We start from the raw sequence: 15,434 nt of genomic DNA on the forward strand, positions 1-15,434 counted from the left end.
GCCTGCGGCAGCTCCTACAGGGGATGGCGTAGCACTGAGTAATGCCCAACAGAGGCAGCACCTCAATTACCGTGAGGCCCATACCGTGATCAAGACCCTGACCCACCTCCCCCATCCCAGCGAGAACGCGGCCGCCCTCGCCGGCCATTTCACCGACCTGGCGCCGCCACTCAATGATCGCCAGGCCCATCTGGAGGCCTCGCGCTGCCTGTATTGCTACGACGCACCCTGCGTGAATGCCTGCCCGAGTGAAATAGATATTCCCTCGTTCATCCGCAACATTCACCAGGACAACGTGCAGGGCGCGGCGCAGAAAATCCTCTCAGCCAACATCCTCGGTGGCAGTTGCGCCCGGGTCTGTCCGACGGAGATTCTTTGTCAGCAAGCCTGCGTGCGCAACAACGCCCATGAGTGCGCACCGGTCTTGATCGGCCTGTTGCAACGTTATGCCGTGGACAACGCGCATTTCAGCCAGCATCCATTCTCCCGCGCTGCCGCCACCGGCAAGCGCATCGCCGTGGTCGGGGCCGGCCCCGCCGGGTTGTCCTGCGCCCACCGCAGTGCGATGCACGGCCATGACGTGGTGATTTTCGAGGCCAGGGAAAAGGCCGGTGGCCTGAATGAATACGGGATCGCCAAATACAAACTGGTGGACGATTACGCACAAAAGGAGTTGGACTTCCTGTTGGAAATCGGCGGCATCGAAATCCGCCATGGGCACAGACTCGGGGAAAACCTCAGCCTCAGCGACCTGCATCAACAATTCGACGCGGTGTTCCTCGGCCTCGGCCTGGCGGCCAGTAAACAGCTTGGCCTACTGCATGAAGACGCGCCCGGCCTGGTAGCCGCCACCGACTATATCCGCGAGCTGCGCCAGGCCGACGATTTGACCCAACTGCCGCTGGCCGACCACTGCATCGTGCTCGGCGCCGGCAACACCGCCATCGACATGGCGGTGCAGATGGCCCGGCTCGGCGCCCATGACGTCAACCTGGTGTATCGCCGTGGTGTCGAGGACATGGGGGCCACCCACCATGAACAGGAGATTGCCAAGGCCAATCAGGTACGCCTGTTGACCTGGGCCCAACCGGAGGAAATCCTGCTCAATGAAAAGGGCCAGGTGCGCGGCATGCGATTCGCTCGAACCCACCTGGTTGAAGGTCGCCTGCAAACCACTGGCGAAACGTTTGAGCTGGCTGCCGACGCGATATTCAAGGCCATCGGCCAGGCCTTCGACAGCAGCGCACTCAGCGATCCGCTGGCCCGGGAACTCAAGCGTGAGGGTGATCGCATCCAGGTGGACGAGCATCTGCGCACCAGTATTCCTGGCGTGTATGCCGGCGGCGACTGCACCAGCCTCGACCAGGATCTCACCGTTCAGGCAGTACAGCACGGCAAGCGCGCCGCCGAGGCGATCAACGCTCAACTGATGCTCAATGTGGAGGCTGCATAAATGGCCGATCTGTCGATTGTCTTCGCTGGCATCAAGTCCCCTAACCCGTTCTGGCTGGCCTCTGCACCGCCGACCGACAAGGCCTACAACGTGGTCCGCGCCTTCGAGGCCGGCTGGGGTGGCGTGGTCTGGAAAACCCTGGGGGAAGACCCGGCAGCGGTCAACGTTTCTTCGCGCTATTCGGCACACTTCGGGGCTAATCGGGAGGTACTGGGCTTTAACAATATCGAACTGATCACCGATCGCTCGCTGGAGATCAACCTGCGGGAAATCACCCAGGTCAAAAAGGACTGGCCGGACCGCGCGCTGATCGTCTCGCTGATGGTGCCCTGCGTCGAAGAATCCTGGAAACACATCCTGCCGCTGGTGGAAGCCACGGGTGCCGACGGCATCGAGCTGAACTTCGGTTGCCCCCACGGCATGCCCGAGCGCGGCATGGGCGCGGCGGTCGGCCAAGTCCCGGAATACGTCGAGCAGGTCACCCGCTGGTGCAAGACCTATTGCTCATTGCCGGTGATCGTCAAGCTGACGCCGAACATCACCGACATCCGCGTAGCTGCCCGCGCGGCGCACCGTGGCGGTGCGGATGCGGTGTCGTTGATCAATACGATCAACTCGATCACCAGCGTCAACCTGGAGCGCATGGTCGCCAATCCCATTGTCGGCAGCCAAAGTACCCATGGCGGCTATTGCGGCTCGGCGGTCAAGCCGATCGCCTTGAACATGGTCGCCGAAATCGCCCGCGACCCGCAGACCCATGGCCTGCCGATCAGCGGCATTGGCGGCATCGGCAACTGGCGCGATGCCGCCGAATTCATTGCGCTGGGCAGCGGTTCGGTGCAAGTGTGCACGGCGGCAATGCTGCATGGCTTCCGGATAGTCGAGGAGATGAAGGATGGCCTGTCGCGCTGGATGGACAGTCAAGGTTACGCCAACATCGCCGAGTTTTCGGGGCGTGCGGTGGGCAATACCACCGACTGGAAGTACCTGGATATCAACTATCAGGTAATCGCGAAGATTGATCAGGAGGCGTGCATCGGTTGTGGACGCTGCCACATCGCCTGCGAAGACACTTCGCACCAGGCGGTTGCCAGCATCAAGCAAGCGGACGGCACGCATAAGTACCAGGTGATCGAGGATGAATGCGTGGGCTGCAACCTGTGCCAGATTACCTGCCCGGTGCAGGACTGTATCGAGATGGTCCCGATGGAGAACGGCAAGCCGTTTCTCGACTGGAATCATGATCCGAGAAATCCGTATCACGTCAGCCCTTAACGTTTTCAGCGCCTGGGATGACGCCATCGCGAGCAGGCTCGCTCCTACAAGCGAGGCTGCCCGCGATAAGGCCAGCTGGAGCGTCAAGACTCCTCACCTATCAGCTGTGCTAGTAGACACCACCGGGAACATCTTCGAAGCTGGCACAAACTCAATCGCCAGCGCGGACCTCGTCATGTCAGTCTCACCACCGAAAGTTTTGCGCCTCTATTCCTATGACGCCCTGGACAGGCTAACGGGCGTGGGGCTCCTGGAACCCACCATGGAACAGCGTTTCTACCAGAAGGACCATCTGGCTACCGAGGTGGGACTGCGGATGCGACGCACAATCTTGCGCCATCAAGGCCAACCATTGGCGCAGAATCGACGTGAAGTCAGTTTGACCGAAACCACACTGCTGGCAACCGACCAGGCGCATTCGCTGCTGAAAACGCTCTCAAGCAATCCGCAGCAACTTTCATATACTGCCTATGGTCATCATCCGCCCGTAAGTGGTTCAAGTGCATTGATCGGGTTCAACGGGGAGTGTCCTGACGCTACAACGGGCCACTACCCACTCGGCCAAGGCAATCGATTTTTTAATCCGGTATTGATGCGTTTTAACAGTCCGGATGAGTTAAGCCCTTTTGGCCAGGGCGGGATTAATCCGTACGCGTTCTGCGGGGGAGATCCGATAAATTATTACGATCCAACAGGAAATGTTCGCTTCTTCCGACCTTGGGAGAGCGCTGCGGTCATCGTCAAAAAACCGCTTCATAAAATTAAACCAACATCTACCACCATAAGCCGAGCTCATGTGGCAAGTGGCTCACTATCTACTCATCCCATTAATGGAATCTCAAACTTACCATCCGACCAGTCACCACCTATCAGTACGGCGCAGCCGTTTCCGCACACACTCGAGACTACTCAACCGGCCAATAAAACCACAAACATCTATCCCAGGCGCACAACATACACAGACAAGCTGAACAGGCATGAAATCGAGTACCACGAACTTGTAAAGAATCCGGACTTCCAAACGACTTCTACGGAGGCGTTGAGAACACAGTGGGAAGAATTAACCAGAAAACTAAATTCTAATCCGCGCCTCAATCGGTCACTTCGACAGAAACAACTGAAAAAGCTAGAGCTCAAGATCAAGAAATTCAGCGTAGAACAACACAAGCTCAATCACCAAATCAGGAACTAACACTGCATTGAAGATATTGGTGGTCGAAGCTCATCATCTTACCTAAACACCCGAATCCCCCTCACCTATCATTTCTGCTAGTAGACGCCACACGAGATATCCTCGAAGCTCAAACACAGTCAATTCGAAGCGTGGAACTCGTCATGTCGGTCTCATCGTTGAAAATTCTCCGCCTCTATCACTACGACCCCCTCAACCGCCTAACAAGCGTAGGGATACTGGCGAGCGGCAGCACGCAGCGTTTCTATCAAGATAACCTCCTGACTACAGAACTGGGACAGCAGACGCAGCGAACAATCCTGCGCCGTGAAGCCCAACCTTTGGCGCAGCAACAGAACGAAGCCGGTGTGACCGAAACCACGCTGCTGGCAACCGACCAGGCAGATTCACTGCTGAAAACGCTCTCAAGGAATAATCCGCAGCAACTTTCATATGCCGCCTACGGTTATCATCCGGCCAAAAGTGGTTTAAGTACCTTGATCGGGTTCAACGGGGAGTGTCCTGACGCTATAACGGGTCACTACCCACTGGGACAGGGCAATCGCTTTTTTAATCCTGTACTGATGCGATTTAATAGCCCGGATGAGTTGAGCCCTTTTGATGAGAGAGCGGGTATAAACCAGTATGCTTATTGTGGTGGAGACCCGACAAATTTCGTTGATCCGACAGGCAATATAAAACTCGCGATCATACTTCGTGGTCGGAATATTCCAACACCTGTTATCAGAAGTCCGCTGAACACAACCAGGGATACAACTTCCGCCATCACCAAGAATCCTGGCAAAGTAGCATTGAATCCTCGACCGAACGCACTTTTAAATCAATCTGTCCCGGCGTCGCCTTCGCAACCCCGCAACACTTCAGCACTTGCCTCTCAAGAGGTGCCGGTGCCGCCCCTCAGAAAAACAGAAAGGTACGCACCAAAAGACTCAAACCCTTCGACGAACGCCAAGGTATACCGACAACTAGTCACCGATGCCAAGCGTTATGATCGCCACGTAAGCCAGCCTGATGTTTATCCAACGGCCCCAAGAAAAATGGTGGAAAAACTTCAATCAGCTAAACACGCCTTTGAAGATGCAAATGAACGGACTCATTCGAAAATTGATATCAACCGTCGAGCTGCAAACTACAGGTCGATTGAGCTGAAACTTAAAGCCCATGTCATAAGGAATCTCGATGACAACATTCACAGATGATAATGAGAAACCTCATGACACAATTTGACCATTGCAGGAAGATTACGGCTCCAACCCAATCCCCCGCAAAATCACACTCGTCACCGTCTGCACCGCCCGCTCGAACTGCATGTCCGACAACGGCTGATGATCATTCAAAATATTCACTTGGTGATCGAAGTCGGCATAGTGCTGGGTCGAGGCCCAGATCATGTACAGCAGGCTGGAAGGCTCCACCGGCAGGATGCGGCCATCCTCGACCCACTGGCGGATCTTCGCTTCCTTCATCTTGGCCCAGTCGTACAGGCTCGCGTCCAGCTTCGCGCCCAGGGTCGGCGCACCATGGATGATTTCGTTGGCCCAGACCTTCGAGCCGTAGGGTCGGCTGCGCGAGTGGTTCATCTTGGCGCGGATGTAGCTGCTGAGCACCACGCGGGGGTCGTCGAACATCTCGAAGCACAGGGCGTCCTGCTTCCATACTTCCAGCAGGTCCAACAGCACAGCGCTGTACAGTTCGGTCTTGGTGCTGAAGTAGTAATGCAGGTTGGAGCGCGGCAGTTGCACTTCGGCGGCGATGTCGGCCATGGCGGTACTGCCAAAGCCTTTTTCGGCGAAGACCTTCTCGGCCCCCAGCAGAATTTTCTCGACGTTACTGCGACGAATCTCGATCTTGTGATTGCCCATGAGGGCTCCCTGACAACAACATTAAACAAGACTAGCACCGCTCTACCGCGCGGCGACAGGGGACTGTCGATTCCGGCGCATGGTCAGGGCACCTCTGACCGCATTTCATACCTTTCAACCCTTCCTGCGGTTTCTACCCCGATAACCCCTTATCCCCAGTGGAACGTACTCCCTTAAGTCATCGTATAACTTCTGATTGACAACCCCTGAAAATCCCGCAAATATCTGCGCCAATGTTGTACGACGACGTATAACAACAATAAAAACAAAAAGCAGCAAGGGAGCGTCACAGTGAGCAAGCTCGTCCGCGATTCGTCCGTCCGTACCCCACGCCCGTCCGTTACCCGTTTGCAGACGCTGAGTCTGTTCGGTTGCACCAGCCTGGCCCTTGCCCTGCCAATGACCTGCCAGGCCGAAGGCTTCACCGATGACGCCAAGGCCACGCTGAACCTGCGCAACGCCTACTTCAATCGCAACTACACCAACCCGGCCTACCCTCAGGGCAAGGCTGAGGAGTGGACACAGAACTTCATCCTCGACGCCAAATCCGGCTATACCCAGGGCCCGGTGGGCTTCGGTGTGGATGTGCTGGGGCTGTACTCGCAGAAGCTCGACGGCGGCAAAGGCACCACGGGAACGCAGTTGCTGCCGGTCCATGGTGACGGCCGCCCGGCCGACAACTTCGGGCGCCTGGGCGTGGCCCTCAAAGGCAAGATCTCGAAAACCGAACTGAAGGTCGGCGAATGGATGCCGGTGTTGCCGATCCTGCGATCCGACGACGGCCGCTCGCTGCCGCAAACCTTCCGCGGTGGCCAGGTGACGTCCACCGAGATCAGCGGCCTGACGCTCTACGGCGGGCAGTTCCGTCAAAACAGCCCGCGCAACGACGCGAGCATGGAAGACATGTTCATGAACGGTAAATCGGCCGCCTTCAGCTCCGATCGTTTCAACTTCGGCGGCGGTGAATACGCCTTCAACGAAAAACGCACCCAGGTCGGCGTCTGGTACGCCGAACTCAGCGACATCTACCAGCAGCAGTACTTCAACCTCAGTCACAGTCAGCCAATCGGCGACTGGACCCTGGGCGCCAACCTCGGCTACTTCATCGGCAAGGAAGACGGCAGCGCCCTGGCCGGTGACCTCGATAACAAGACCGCCTTCGCCCTGCTCTCGGCCAAGTACGGTGGCAACACCTTTTATGTCGGCCTGCAAAAACTCAGCGGCGACGACGTGTGGATGCGGGTCAATGGCACCAGTGGCGGCACCCTGGCCAACGACAGCTACAACTCCAGCTACGACAACGCCAGGGAGAAGTCCTGGCAGGTGCGTCACGACTACAACTTCGTGGCCCTGGGCATTCCCGGCCTGACGCTGATGAACCGCTACATCAGCGGTGACAACGTGCACACCGGCACCATCACTGACGGAAAGGAATGGGGCCGCGAATCGGAACTGGCCTATACGGTGCAGAGCGGCGCGTTGAAAAACCTCAACGTCAAATGGCGCAATGCGAGTATTCGCAAGGATTTCAGCACCAACGAGTTCGATGAAAACCGGATTTTCATCAGCTATCCGATTTCGTTGTTGTAAGAGCAGAGGATCAACAAATGCCCCTGTAGGAGTTGGCTTGCCAGCGATGGCGCCAGATCGCCATCGCTGGCAAGCCAACTCCTACAGGGATCGGGATTTACCAGGGCATTGATCGGGTTGACCCTCCGTCAATTTCCACCAATGTCGCGTTGACAAAAACCGGAAAGCCTACCGATACTTCAGCATAGTCGTACGACAACCTACAACGACTCAATAACAACAACTGTTTGTCCAGGAATTCCCATGACGACCACTGCAACCGCCCAAACACCCTTCAATCGCCTGTTGCTGACCGGTGCTGCCGGTGGCCTGGGCAAAGTCCTGCGCGAGAGCCTGCGCCCGTACGCCAACGTCATTCGCCTGTCCGACATCGCCGACATCGCCCCCGCCATCGACGATCGCGAAGAAGTCGTGCCGTGCGACCTCGCCGACAAGCACGCCGTGCACCAATTGGTCGAAGGCGTGGATGCGATCCTGCATTTTGGCGGTGTGTCGGTCGAGCGCTCCTTTGAGGAAATCCTCGGCGCCAACATCTGCGGCGTATTCCACATCTATGAAGCGGCACGCCGTCATGGCGTCAAGCGCGTGATCTTCGCCAGTTCCAACCACGTCATCGGCTTCTACAAGCAGGATGAAGTCATCGACGCCCATTCCCCTCGCCGCCCGGACAGCTACTACGGCTTGTCCAAGTCCTACGGCGAAGACATGGCCACGTTCTACTTCGATCGCTACGGCATCGAAACGGTCAGCGTGCGCATAGGCTCCTCGTTCCCCGAGCCGCAAAACCGCCGGATGATGAGCACCTGGCTGAGCTTCGGTGACCTCACCCAATTGCTCGAACGTGCGCTCTACACCCCCAACGTGGGCCACACCGTGGTCTACGGTGCCTCCGACAACAAGGACGTCTGGTGGGACAACCGTTACGCCACGGCCCTGGGTTATGCCCCGCAGGACACTTCCGAAGTGTTCCGTGAAAAAGTCGAAGCCCAGCCGCTGCCGGCCGCCGATGACCCGGCGCGGATCTACCAGGGCGGTGCCTTTTGCGTTGCCGGCCCGTTCGGCGACTGATCGCCCCGGCCACGAGCCCAACCACCAACAGCCAAGGGAATGAGTTGCCATGCAAGCCGAACTGATTGTCGATGCGCGCAATACGGTGGGTGAAAGCCCGGTCTGGGTCCCCGAGGAAAACGCCCTGTACTGGGTCGATATTCCCGCCGGGGGCCTGCAATGCTGGAGCGCGCAAACCGGTCATGTGCACGCCTGGAAAGCCCCGCAAATGCTCGCCTGCATCACCCGTCACCCCGATGGCGGCTGGATTGCCGGCATGGAGAGCGGGTTCTTCCATCTGCATGCACATGCCGACGGCAGCCTCGACAGCGCCCCCCTGGCCCACGTCGATCACCCCCGTCCGGACATGCGCCTCAACGATGGTCGCTGCGACCGCCAGGGCCGCTTCTGGGCCGGGAGCATGGTGCTGGACATGGGCGCCAATGCCGCCGTGGGCACGCTCTATCGATATGGCGCCGGGCAACAAGGCCCGCTCCAGGCACAATTGAACGGCCTGATCGTACCCAACGGCCTGGCCTTCAGCCCGGACGGCCGGACGATGTACCTGTCCGACTCCCATCCGCTGGTGCAGCAGGTCTGGGCATTCGATTACGACATCGACAGCGGCACCCCTTCCAGCCGCCGCGTGTTCATCGACATGAATCAATATGCCGGTCGCCCTGATGGCGCGGCGGTCGATGCCGAGGGTTGTTACTGGATCTGCGGCAATGACGCCGGCTTGGTCCACCGCTTCACCCCCGACGGTCGACTGGACCGCTCCCTTGCCGTACCGGTGAAAAAACCGAGCATGTGCGCCTTCGGTGGCAGTCGCCTGGACACCTTGTTCGTGACCTCGATTCGCCCGGGAGACGACCACGACGAGCATTCGCTGGCCGGTGGCGTGTTCGCCCTGGACCCCGGCGTCAAGGGATTGCCCGAGCCGCACTTCAAGCAATGAACGCAACTGTTGGCGCTACACCGCTGTGCCCTGAATAACAAAAACAACAAAACTGGAGACACCCCCGATGGACTTCAAACGCACCTTGCTCGCCGCAGCACTCCCTCTGGCCTTCACACTCAGCAGCGCTGCCCATGCGCTGGAAATCAAGTTTGCCGACATCCATCCCGCGGGCTACCCCACCGTGGTCGCTGAAGAACAGTTGGGCAAGACCCTGGTGGCCGACAGCGACGGCAAGCTGACCTTCAAGATGTTCGCCGGCGGTGTGCTCGGCTCGGAAAAAGAAGTGGTCGAGCAGGCCCAGGTTGGCGCGATCCAGATGGCTCGGGTCAGCCTCGGCATCGTCGGCCCGGTGGTGCCGGACGTGAACGTGTTCAACATGCCGTTCGTGTTCCGCGACCAGGCGCACATGCGCAAGGTCATCGATGGCGAAGTCGGCGACGAGATCCTCGACAAGATCACCAACTCCGAATTCAACCTCGTCGCCCTCGCCTGGATGGATGGCGGCACGCGCAACATCTACACCAAGAAACCGGTGCGCAGCCTGGAGGATCTCAAGGGGATGAAGATCCGCGTGCAAGGCAACCCGATGTTCATCGAAACCATCAACGCCATGGGCGGCAACGGCATTGCCATGGACACCGGTGAAATCTTCAGTGCCCTGCAGACCGGCGTGATCGACGGTGCGGAGAACAACCCGCCGACCCTGCTCGAGCACAATCACTACCAGAACGCCAAGTTCTATAGCCTGACCGGGCACCTGATCCTGCCCGAGCCGATCGTGATGTCGAAGATCACCTGGAACAAACTCACCCCCGAGCAGCAGGTGCTGGTGAAGAAGACCGCCAAGGCGGCGCAGGCGCAGGAGCGCACCCTGTGGGATGCCAAATCGGCCAGCAGCGAAGAAAAACTCAAGGCTGCCGGCGTCGAGTTCATCACCGTCGACAAGAAACCTTTCTATGAAGCGACCGCCTCGATCCGCGAGAAATACGGCGCACCCTACGCCGACCTGATCAAGCGCATCGAAGCCGTCCAGTAACTCTCCCGCTCTCTTGAAAGGCCCGGCGCGACGTTCGTTGGTAGACGCCCGTGCGCGCCCGGTTACGGTGAAACCCGATGAAGAATCTATTGCTGCGCATCAACGACAGGATTTACATGACTTGCATCTGGGTCGCGGGCCTGTCGGTCCTGGCCATAGCCCTGATCATTCCCTGGGGCGTCTTCGCCCGCTACGTCCTCGGCACTGGCTCAAGCTGGCCTGAGCCCACGGCGATTCTGCTGATGATGGTCTTCACCTTCATCGGCGCCGCCGCCAGCTACCGCGCTGGCGCACACATGGCCGTGGCCATGCTCACCGACCGCATGCCCCCCGAACTGCGCAAGGCTGTAGGCGTGGTCTCGCAACTGTTGATGGCAACCATTGCATTGTTCATGACCATCTGGGGCAGCAAGCTGTGCCTGTCGACCTGGAACCAGTTCATGAGCGCCCTGCCCACCCTGCGCGTAGGCATTACCTACATGCCGATTCCGATTGGCGGCCTGCTGACGCTGATCTTTGTCCTGGAAAAACTCTTGCTCGGTGATCAGAGCAATCGTCGCGTCGTGCGTTTCGACATCGTTGAAGAAAACGAAGGGGCTGCCTGAATGGACGCTGTGATTCTGTTGGGTAGCTTCATAGCATTGATCCTGATCGGCATGCCGGTCGCCTACGCACTCGGGCTCTCTGCGCTGATCGGCGCGTTCTGGATCGACATTCCGTTCCAGGCGCTGATGATTCAGGTGGCCGGTGGCGTCAACAAATTTTCCCTGCTGGCGATTCCGTTCTTCGTTCTCGCCGGTGCGATCATGGCCGAGGGTGGGATGTCCCGGCGTCTGGTGGCGTTTGCGGGTGTGTTGGTCGGATTCGTGCGCGGTGGCCTGTCGCTGGTCAATATCATGGCCTCGACCTTCTTTGGCGCGATCTCCGGCTCCTCGGTGGCGGATACCGCCTCGGTCGGTTCGGTGCTGATCCCGGAAATGGAACGCCGCGGCTATCCCCGTGAGTTCGCCACCGCCGTGACCGTCAGCGGCTCGGTGCAAGCCCTGTTGACTCCGCCGAGCCACAACTCGGTACTCTACTCGCTGGCGGCAGGCGGCACGGTGTCGATTGCCTCGCTGTTCATGGCCGGCGTGGTGCCGGGCCTGTTGATGAGCGCGTGCCTGATGGTGCTGTGCCTGATCTTCGCCAAGAAGCGTGACTACCCCAAGGGCGAAGTCATCCCGATGCGCGAAGCCCTGAAAATCTGCGGCGAGGCGCTTTGGGGCCTGATGGCCATGGTGATCATCCTCGGTGGCATTCTATCGGGCATATTCACGGCGACCGAGTCGGCAGCCATCGCGGTACTGTGGTCGTTCTTCGTGACAATGTTCATCTACCGCGACTACAAGTGGAGCGAGCTGCCGAAACTGATGCACCGCACGGTACGCACGATTTCGATCGTGATGATCCTGATCGGCTTCGCCGCCAGCTTTGGCTACATCATGACGCTGATGCAGATCCCGGCGAAGATCACCACGATGTTCCTGACCCTGTCGGACAACCGCTACGTGATCCTGATGTGCATCAACGTCATGCTGCTGTTGCTTGGCACCGTGATGGACATGGCACCCTTGATCCTGATCCTTACGCCGATCCTGATGCCAGTGATTCTTGGCATTGGCGTGGACCCGGTGCAGTTCGGCATGATCATGCTGGTGAACCTGGGGATCGGCTTGATTACACCGCCGGTAGGCGCGGTACTCTTTGTCGGGTCGGCGGTGGGCAAGGTCAGCATCGAATCAACCGTCAAGGCCCTGCTGCCGTTCTACGGCGTGCTGTTCCTGGTGCTGTTGGCGGTGACCTACATTCCTGCGCTGTCGCTGTGGTTGCCGCATCTGGTGTTGTAATCCTCCCCTGTAGGAGCCGGCTTGCTGGCGATGGCGTTCTCAAGGGCGCCATCGCCAGCAAACCGGCTCCTACAAAGGCAATCCGCGCATTCCCTTTATCGCTGGTGAACATGAAACCCACACTGCTCGAACTCGAAGACGAATTCACCCGCCTCACCCTCGCCCCCGAACTTGGCGGCAGCATCGTCAACTGGTCCTTGCGCCACACCGGCCAGCCGTTGTTACGGCACGCCGATGAGCACGCATTGAACACGGGCCTTCCCGGCAAACTGGGCTGCTTCCCTTTGGTGCCGTGGTCCAACCGCATTGCCGAAGGGGGCTTCGATTGCCCGGATGGCTGGCTGGCCCTGGCGCCCAACAGCCTCACCGATCCGCTGCCGATTCATGGCAGCGCCTGGCAGCAGCCGTGGCAGGTCGTTTCCAAAGCGCCTAACGACGTGGTGCTGCAACTCGATAGCACCGAGCCCTTTGCCTATTGCGCCCGCCAACGTTTCCATCTCGATAAAGGCAAGTTGTGTATCGAGTTGAGCGTTACCCATCTGGCAGAGCACGCGGCCTGGCATGGCCTGGGCCTGCACCCGTACCTGCCCCGAAGCGCTGGCACGCGGTTACAGGCAAAGGCCGGGCAAGTGTGGCTATGCGACGCCGCCAGACTGCCAACCGGGCTGGGTGCATTACCTGCCGAATGGGATTTCCAGCAGCCCAAGGCCCTGCCCCAGACACTGGTCGACAACGGGTTCTGCAACTGGGATGGCCACTGCCTGATCCAGCAACCCGACCTTGGTTACGAGCTGCAATGCCACGCCACCGGCAGCGATTACTACCTGCTCTACTGCCCTCCAGGACTGGGTTTTTTCTGCATCGAACCGGTCACTCACCCGGTCAACGCGCACCACTTGCCCGGTCGGCCCGGGTTGCGTTTGCTGGAGCAGGGCCAATCGGCAGAATTAACCTTTACACTGCATTACCGCCCTCTGTGGAGCGAGCATGCTCGCGAAAAACCTGAGAGCACAGCGGGGAATCAGGTACCCCGAGTCATCGTTGACCTCCATCGTCGGAACGCCGCCCGGAGCATGCTCGCGCCTACAAGAATTCAGAGACCTGCCCGCAATAGCATGTAGGCGGAGACTGCCAGGCAGATGCTCGCAAATCCCACCTGCAGCGCCCGCGCCGGCACTCGCGCGCAAAGCTTTCGGCCGATGATCATGCCCACGATGCTGGCGGCGATAAAGGCCATGCCAGACCCGTCGATGCGCACCCCGGCATGCAATGCGCCGATCACGCCGATGGCCGAGATCAGGCTGATGACCATCAGGGACGTGGCGATGATGCCGCGCATCTGCACATCGGTCAGCTGCTTGAAGGCCGGCACGATCAGAAACCCGCCGCCCACACCCAGCAAGCCAGAGACTACACCGGTCACCGCACCGAGGGCCGCGAGGGTCGCGGTGCATTTGGCGGTCCAGGAAAAGCGCCCGGTCTGCTGATCGAGCATGCAGTTCTTCTGGCCCCAGTTGGCGTGACCATGATCGCTGGGCCCCTGGTCCTTGCGCTCGCGACGCAACATCCGCGCAGCCACCATGACCATCAGCAGGCTGAACAGGATCATCAGGACCTTTTCCGGCAGTTGATGGGCGAAGTAGATGCCCAGCGGGGAAAACACCGCGCCCAGCAAGGCAATCAACAGCGCCGCGCGATAGCGTACCAGGCCATGGCGCAAGCCATCGATGGCACCGACCGCCGCTGCGCTGCCCACGGCAAACAGCGCGACGGGCGCCGCCGTGGTCATGCTCCAGCCGAGTCCCAACACCAGAGCCGGCACTGCAAGAATACCGCCCCCGGCCCCGGTCAACCCGAGGACCAACCCCATGACCACACCAAAAAAACTCGCCAGCAACATAGAACGCTCGTAATCCATGACAAAGGCCGGGAACGCCCGGTATCGATAGAGTGACAGGATAGAGGCCGCAGTGTTTTTTTCATCAACTGAATGTGTCGCGGGCTGGTCAGCGCAGGGAAAATGAATCTAACCTCATGACTTGCCCCTGAAGAAAAAACCCACATGCCCGCCCTTATTGAAGCTTTTTTTGACGACGCCTCGTCAACCTACAGTTACGTCATCTACGAAACCGATGGCGGACAATGCGCGATCGTCGATCCGGTACTCGACTACAACCCGGCTGCCGGACGGACCGGCACCCTGCAAGCCGACCGGATCATCGCCTTCGTGCGCGAGCACCGCTTGCAGGTGCAATGGCTGCTGGAAACCCACGCCCATGCCGATCACCTGTCCGCCGCGCCTTACCTGCGCCGGGAACTGGGCGGCAAGATCGCCATCGGCCAGTCGATCTGCAAGGTGCAGGGCGTGTTCAAGACCCTGTTCAACCTTGAGCCGGAATTTTCCATCGACGGCTCGCAGTTCGATCACCTGTTCGCCCCGAACGAGTCATTTCGCATCGGCAATCTCAAGGCCACCGCCCTGCATGTACCTGGCCATACCCCGGCGGACATGGCTTACCTGGTCGACGGCGACGCGATCCTGGTTGGCGACACCCTGTTCATGCCCGACGTCGGAACCGCCCGCTGCGACTTTCCCGGCGGCGACGCCCATCAGATGTTCGCCTCGATCCACAAGCTGCTGGCCTTCCCTGCCAGCGTGCGCCTCTTCGTCTGCCACGACTACCCGCCCGAGGGCCGTGTACCGCACTGCATGAGCACCGTTGGCGAACAACGCAAGAGCAACATCCACGTGCGCGACGGCATCGACGAAACCGCGTTCGTCGACATGCGCACCCGACGCGATGCCGGGTTGGGCATGCCGACGCTGCTGCTGCCAGCGATTCAGGTCAATGTGCGGGCGGGGAACCTGCCGCCGGCGGAGGACAATGGCGTGGTCTACCTGAAAATCCCCCTGAACAAGTTCTGACCCCCCCCTCGATCGTTCCCACGCTCCGCGTGGGAATGCCGCCAGGGACGCTCCGCGTTCCGCTCCGGATGTGACGCAGAGCGTCACGGGATGCATTCCCACACGGAGCGTCACTAGTGTCCGGTAAAAACCAAAGGGGGAGCTTGCTCCTCCTTGCTGTTGGCGGCCGTCAGTCATAATCGGATTTTTCAGACTCGATTTTGGCT

General features: G+C 59.3%; 14 protein-coding genes. 12 read left to right on the forward strand and 2 right to left on the reverse strand.

From position 1 onward, the window contains the following. Nucleotides 1-85 precede the first annotated feature (85 nt). The 4 genes from QLG10_RS28790 to QLG10_RS28805 all read left to right on the forward strand — a co-directional run bounded on the left by QLG10_RS28790 (nucleotide 86) and on the right by QLG10_RS28805 (nucleotide 5,119). Nucleotides 86-1,453, forward strand: a complete 1,368-nt coding sequence (locus tag QLG10_RS28790; RefSeq protein ID WP_110752018.1) for an NAD(P)-dependent oxidoreductase — start codon at nucleotides 86-88, stop codon at nucleotides 1,451-1,453. Beyond that, nucleotides 1,454-2,728 (forward strand): NAD-dependent dihydropyrimidine dehydrogenase subunit PreA, encoded by a 1,275-nt coding sequence (gene preA / locus QLG10_RS28795; RefSeq protein WP_110752016.1) that lies wholly within the window; start codon nucleotides 1,454-1,456, stop codon nucleotides 2,726-2,728. A gap of 262 nt (nucleotides 2,729-2,990) precedes the next feature. Then, on the forward strand, nucleotides 2,991-3,920 hold the full coding sequence (locus QLG10_RS28800) for an RHS repeat-associated core domain-containing protein (RefSeq protein ID WP_282488427.1): 930 nt from the start codon (nucleotides 2,991-2,993) through the stop codon (nucleotides 3,918-3,920). Between the two features lie 143 nt (nucleotides 3,921-4,063). Beyond that, the gene (locus QLG10_RS28805) at nucleotides 4,064-5,119 is read left to right on the forward strand and encodes an RHS repeat-associated core domain-containing protein (RefSeq protein WP_282488428.1); all 1,056 of its coding nucleotides are present in this window, start codon (nucleotides 4,064-4,066) and stop codon (nucleotides 5,117-5,119) included. Between the two features lie 42 nt (nucleotides 5,120-5,161). Here QLG10_RS28805 and QLG10_RS28810 read toward each other — a convergent pair whose 3' ends face one another. Then, complete coding sequence (locus QLG10_RS28810; protein WP_110752012.1) at nucleotides 5,162-5,782, reverse strand: TetR/AcrR family transcriptional regulator; 621 nt, start codon at nucleotides 5,780-5,782, stop codon at nucleotides 5,162-5,164. Between the two features lie 348 nt (nucleotides 5,783-6,130). Here QLG10_RS28810 and QLG10_RS28815 point away from each other — a divergent pair, with 348 nt between their 5' ends. The 7 genes from QLG10_RS28815 (at nucleotide 6,131) to QLG10_RS28845 (ending at nucleotide 13,423) form a co-directional block, all read left to right on the forward strand. After that, a complete protein-coding gene (locus QLG10_RS28815) occupies nucleotides 6,131-7,372 on the forward strand; it encodes an OprD family porin (RefSeq protein ID WP_110752253.1) in 1,242 nt (413 codons plus the stop codon). Between the two features lie 243 nt (nucleotides 7,373-7,615). Then, nucleotides 7,616-8,440 (forward strand): NAD(P)-dependent oxidoreductase, encoded by an 825-nt coding sequence (locus QLG10_RS28820; RefSeq protein WP_179056806.1) that lies wholly within the window; start codon nucleotides 7,616-7,618, stop codon nucleotides 8,438-8,440. 49 nt (nucleotides 8,441-8,489) lie between these two features. Then, a complete protein-coding gene (locus tag QLG10_RS28825; RefSeq protein WP_282488429.1) occupies nucleotides 8,490-9,377 on the forward strand; it encodes an SMP-30/gluconolactonase/LRE family protein in 888 nt (295 codons plus the stop codon). A gap of 67 nt (nucleotides 9,378-9,444) precedes the next feature. Continuing rightward, a complete protein-coding gene (locus QLG10_RS28830; protein ID WP_020799405.1) occupies nucleotides 9,445-10,416 on the forward strand; it encodes a TRAP transporter substrate-binding protein in 972 nt (323 codons plus the stop codon). A gap of 77 nt (nucleotides 10,417-10,493) precedes the next feature. Then, nucleotides 10,494-11,021, forward strand: coding sequence for a TRAP transporter small permease (locus QLG10_RS28835; RefSeq protein ID WP_020799404.1), 528 nt, complete (start codon nucleotides 10,494-10,496; stop codon nucleotides 11,019-11,021). Next, nucleotides 11,022-12,302 (forward strand): TRAP transporter large permease, encoded by a 1,281-nt coding sequence (locus tag QLG10_RS28840; protein ID WP_110752004.1) that lies wholly within the window; start codon nucleotides 11,022-11,024, stop codon nucleotides 12,300-12,302. It begins immediately after the preceding gene. A 110-nt stretch (nucleotides 12,303-12,412) separates the two neighbouring features. Beyond that, entirely contained in the window at nucleotides 12,413-13,423 is a 1,011-nt protein-coding gene (locus QLG10_RS28845) for an aldose 1-epimerase (protein ID WP_349016962.1), read from the forward strand. Here the strand turns inward: QLG10_RS28845 and QLG10_RS28850 are convergent. Beyond that, nucleotides 13,396-14,202: a sulfite exporter TauE/SafE family protein gene (locus QLG10_RS28850; protein ID WP_188263976.1), complete on the reverse strand. Its 807-nt coding sequence runs from the start codon at nucleotides 14,200-14,202 to the stop codon at nucleotides 13,396-13,398. The two genes, QLG10_RS28845 and QLG10_RS28850, sit on opposite strands and share 28 nt — an antisense overlap. Before the next feature lie 162 nt (nucleotides 14,203-14,364). Between QLG10_RS28850 and QLG10_RS28855 the strand changes: the two genes are divergently transcribed. After that, complete coding sequence (locus tag QLG10_RS28855) at nucleotides 14,365-15,228, forward strand: MBL fold metallo-hydrolase (RefSeq protein ID WP_282488430.1); 864 nt, start codon at nucleotides 14,365-14,367, stop codon at nucleotides 15,226-15,228. Nucleotides 15,229-15,434: the final 206 nt, after the last annotated feature.

The organism is Pseudomonas sp. V98_8 (genome assembly GCF_029967975.1).
Lineage (GTDB): Bacteria > Pseudomonadota > Gammaproteobacteria > Pseudomonadales > Pseudomonadaceae > Aquipseudomonas > Aquipseudomonas umsongensis.

What these genes read in the sequence shown, in the direction of transcription:
- QLG10_RS28820 (WP_179056806.1), top strand. Translation starts at nt 7,616, where the DNA reads ATGACGACCACTGCAACCGCCCAAACACCCTTCAATCGCCTGTTGCTG.
- QLG10_RS28825 (WP_282488429.1), top strand. Translation starts at nt 8,490, where the DNA reads ATGCAAGCCGAACTGATTGTCGATGCGCGCAATACGGTGGGTGAAAGC.
- preA (WP_110752016.1), top strand. Translation starts at nt 1,454, where the DNA reads ATGGCCGATCTGTCGATTGTCTTCGCTGGCATCAAGTCCCCTAACCCG.
- QLG10_RS28835 (WP_020799404.1), top strand. Translation starts at nt 10,494, where the DNA reads ATGAAGAATCTATTGCTGCGCATCAACGACAGGATTTACATGACTTGC.
- QLG10_RS28810 (WP_110752012.1), bottom strand. Translation starts at nt 5,782, where the DNA reads ATGGGCAATCACAAGATCGAGATTCGTCGCAGTAACGTCGAGAAAATT.
- QLG10_RS28855 (WP_282488430.1), top strand. Translation starts at nt 14,365, where the DNA reads ATGCCCGCCCTTATTGAAGCTTTTTTTGACGACGCCTCGTCAACCTAC.
- QLG10_RS28845 (WP_349016962.1), top strand. Translation starts at nt 12,413, where the DNA reads ATGAAACCCACACTGCTCGAACTCGAAGACGAATTCACCCGCCTCACC.
- QLG10_RS28805 (WP_282488428.1), top strand. Translation starts at nt 4,064, where the DNA reads ATGTCGGTCTCATCGTTGAAAATTCTCCGCCTCTATCACTACGACCCC.
- QLG10_RS28830 (WP_020799405.1), top strand. Translation starts at nt 9,445, where the DNA reads ATGGACTTCAAACGCACCTTGCTCGCCGCAGCACTCCCTCTGGCCTTC.
- QLG10_RS28850 (WP_188263976.1), bottom strand. Translation starts at nt 14,202, where the DNA reads ATGTTGCTGGCGAGTTTTTTTGGTGTGGTCATGGGGTTGGTCCTCGGG.
- QLG10_RS28840 (WP_110752004.1), top strand. Translation starts at nt 11,022, where the DNA reads ATGGACGCTGTGATTCTGTTGGGTAGCTTCATAGCATTGATCCTGATC.
- QLG10_RS28800 (WP_282488427.1), top strand. Translation starts at nt 2,991, where the DNA reads ATGGAACAGCGTTTCTACCAGAAGGACCATCTGGCTACCGAGGTGGGA.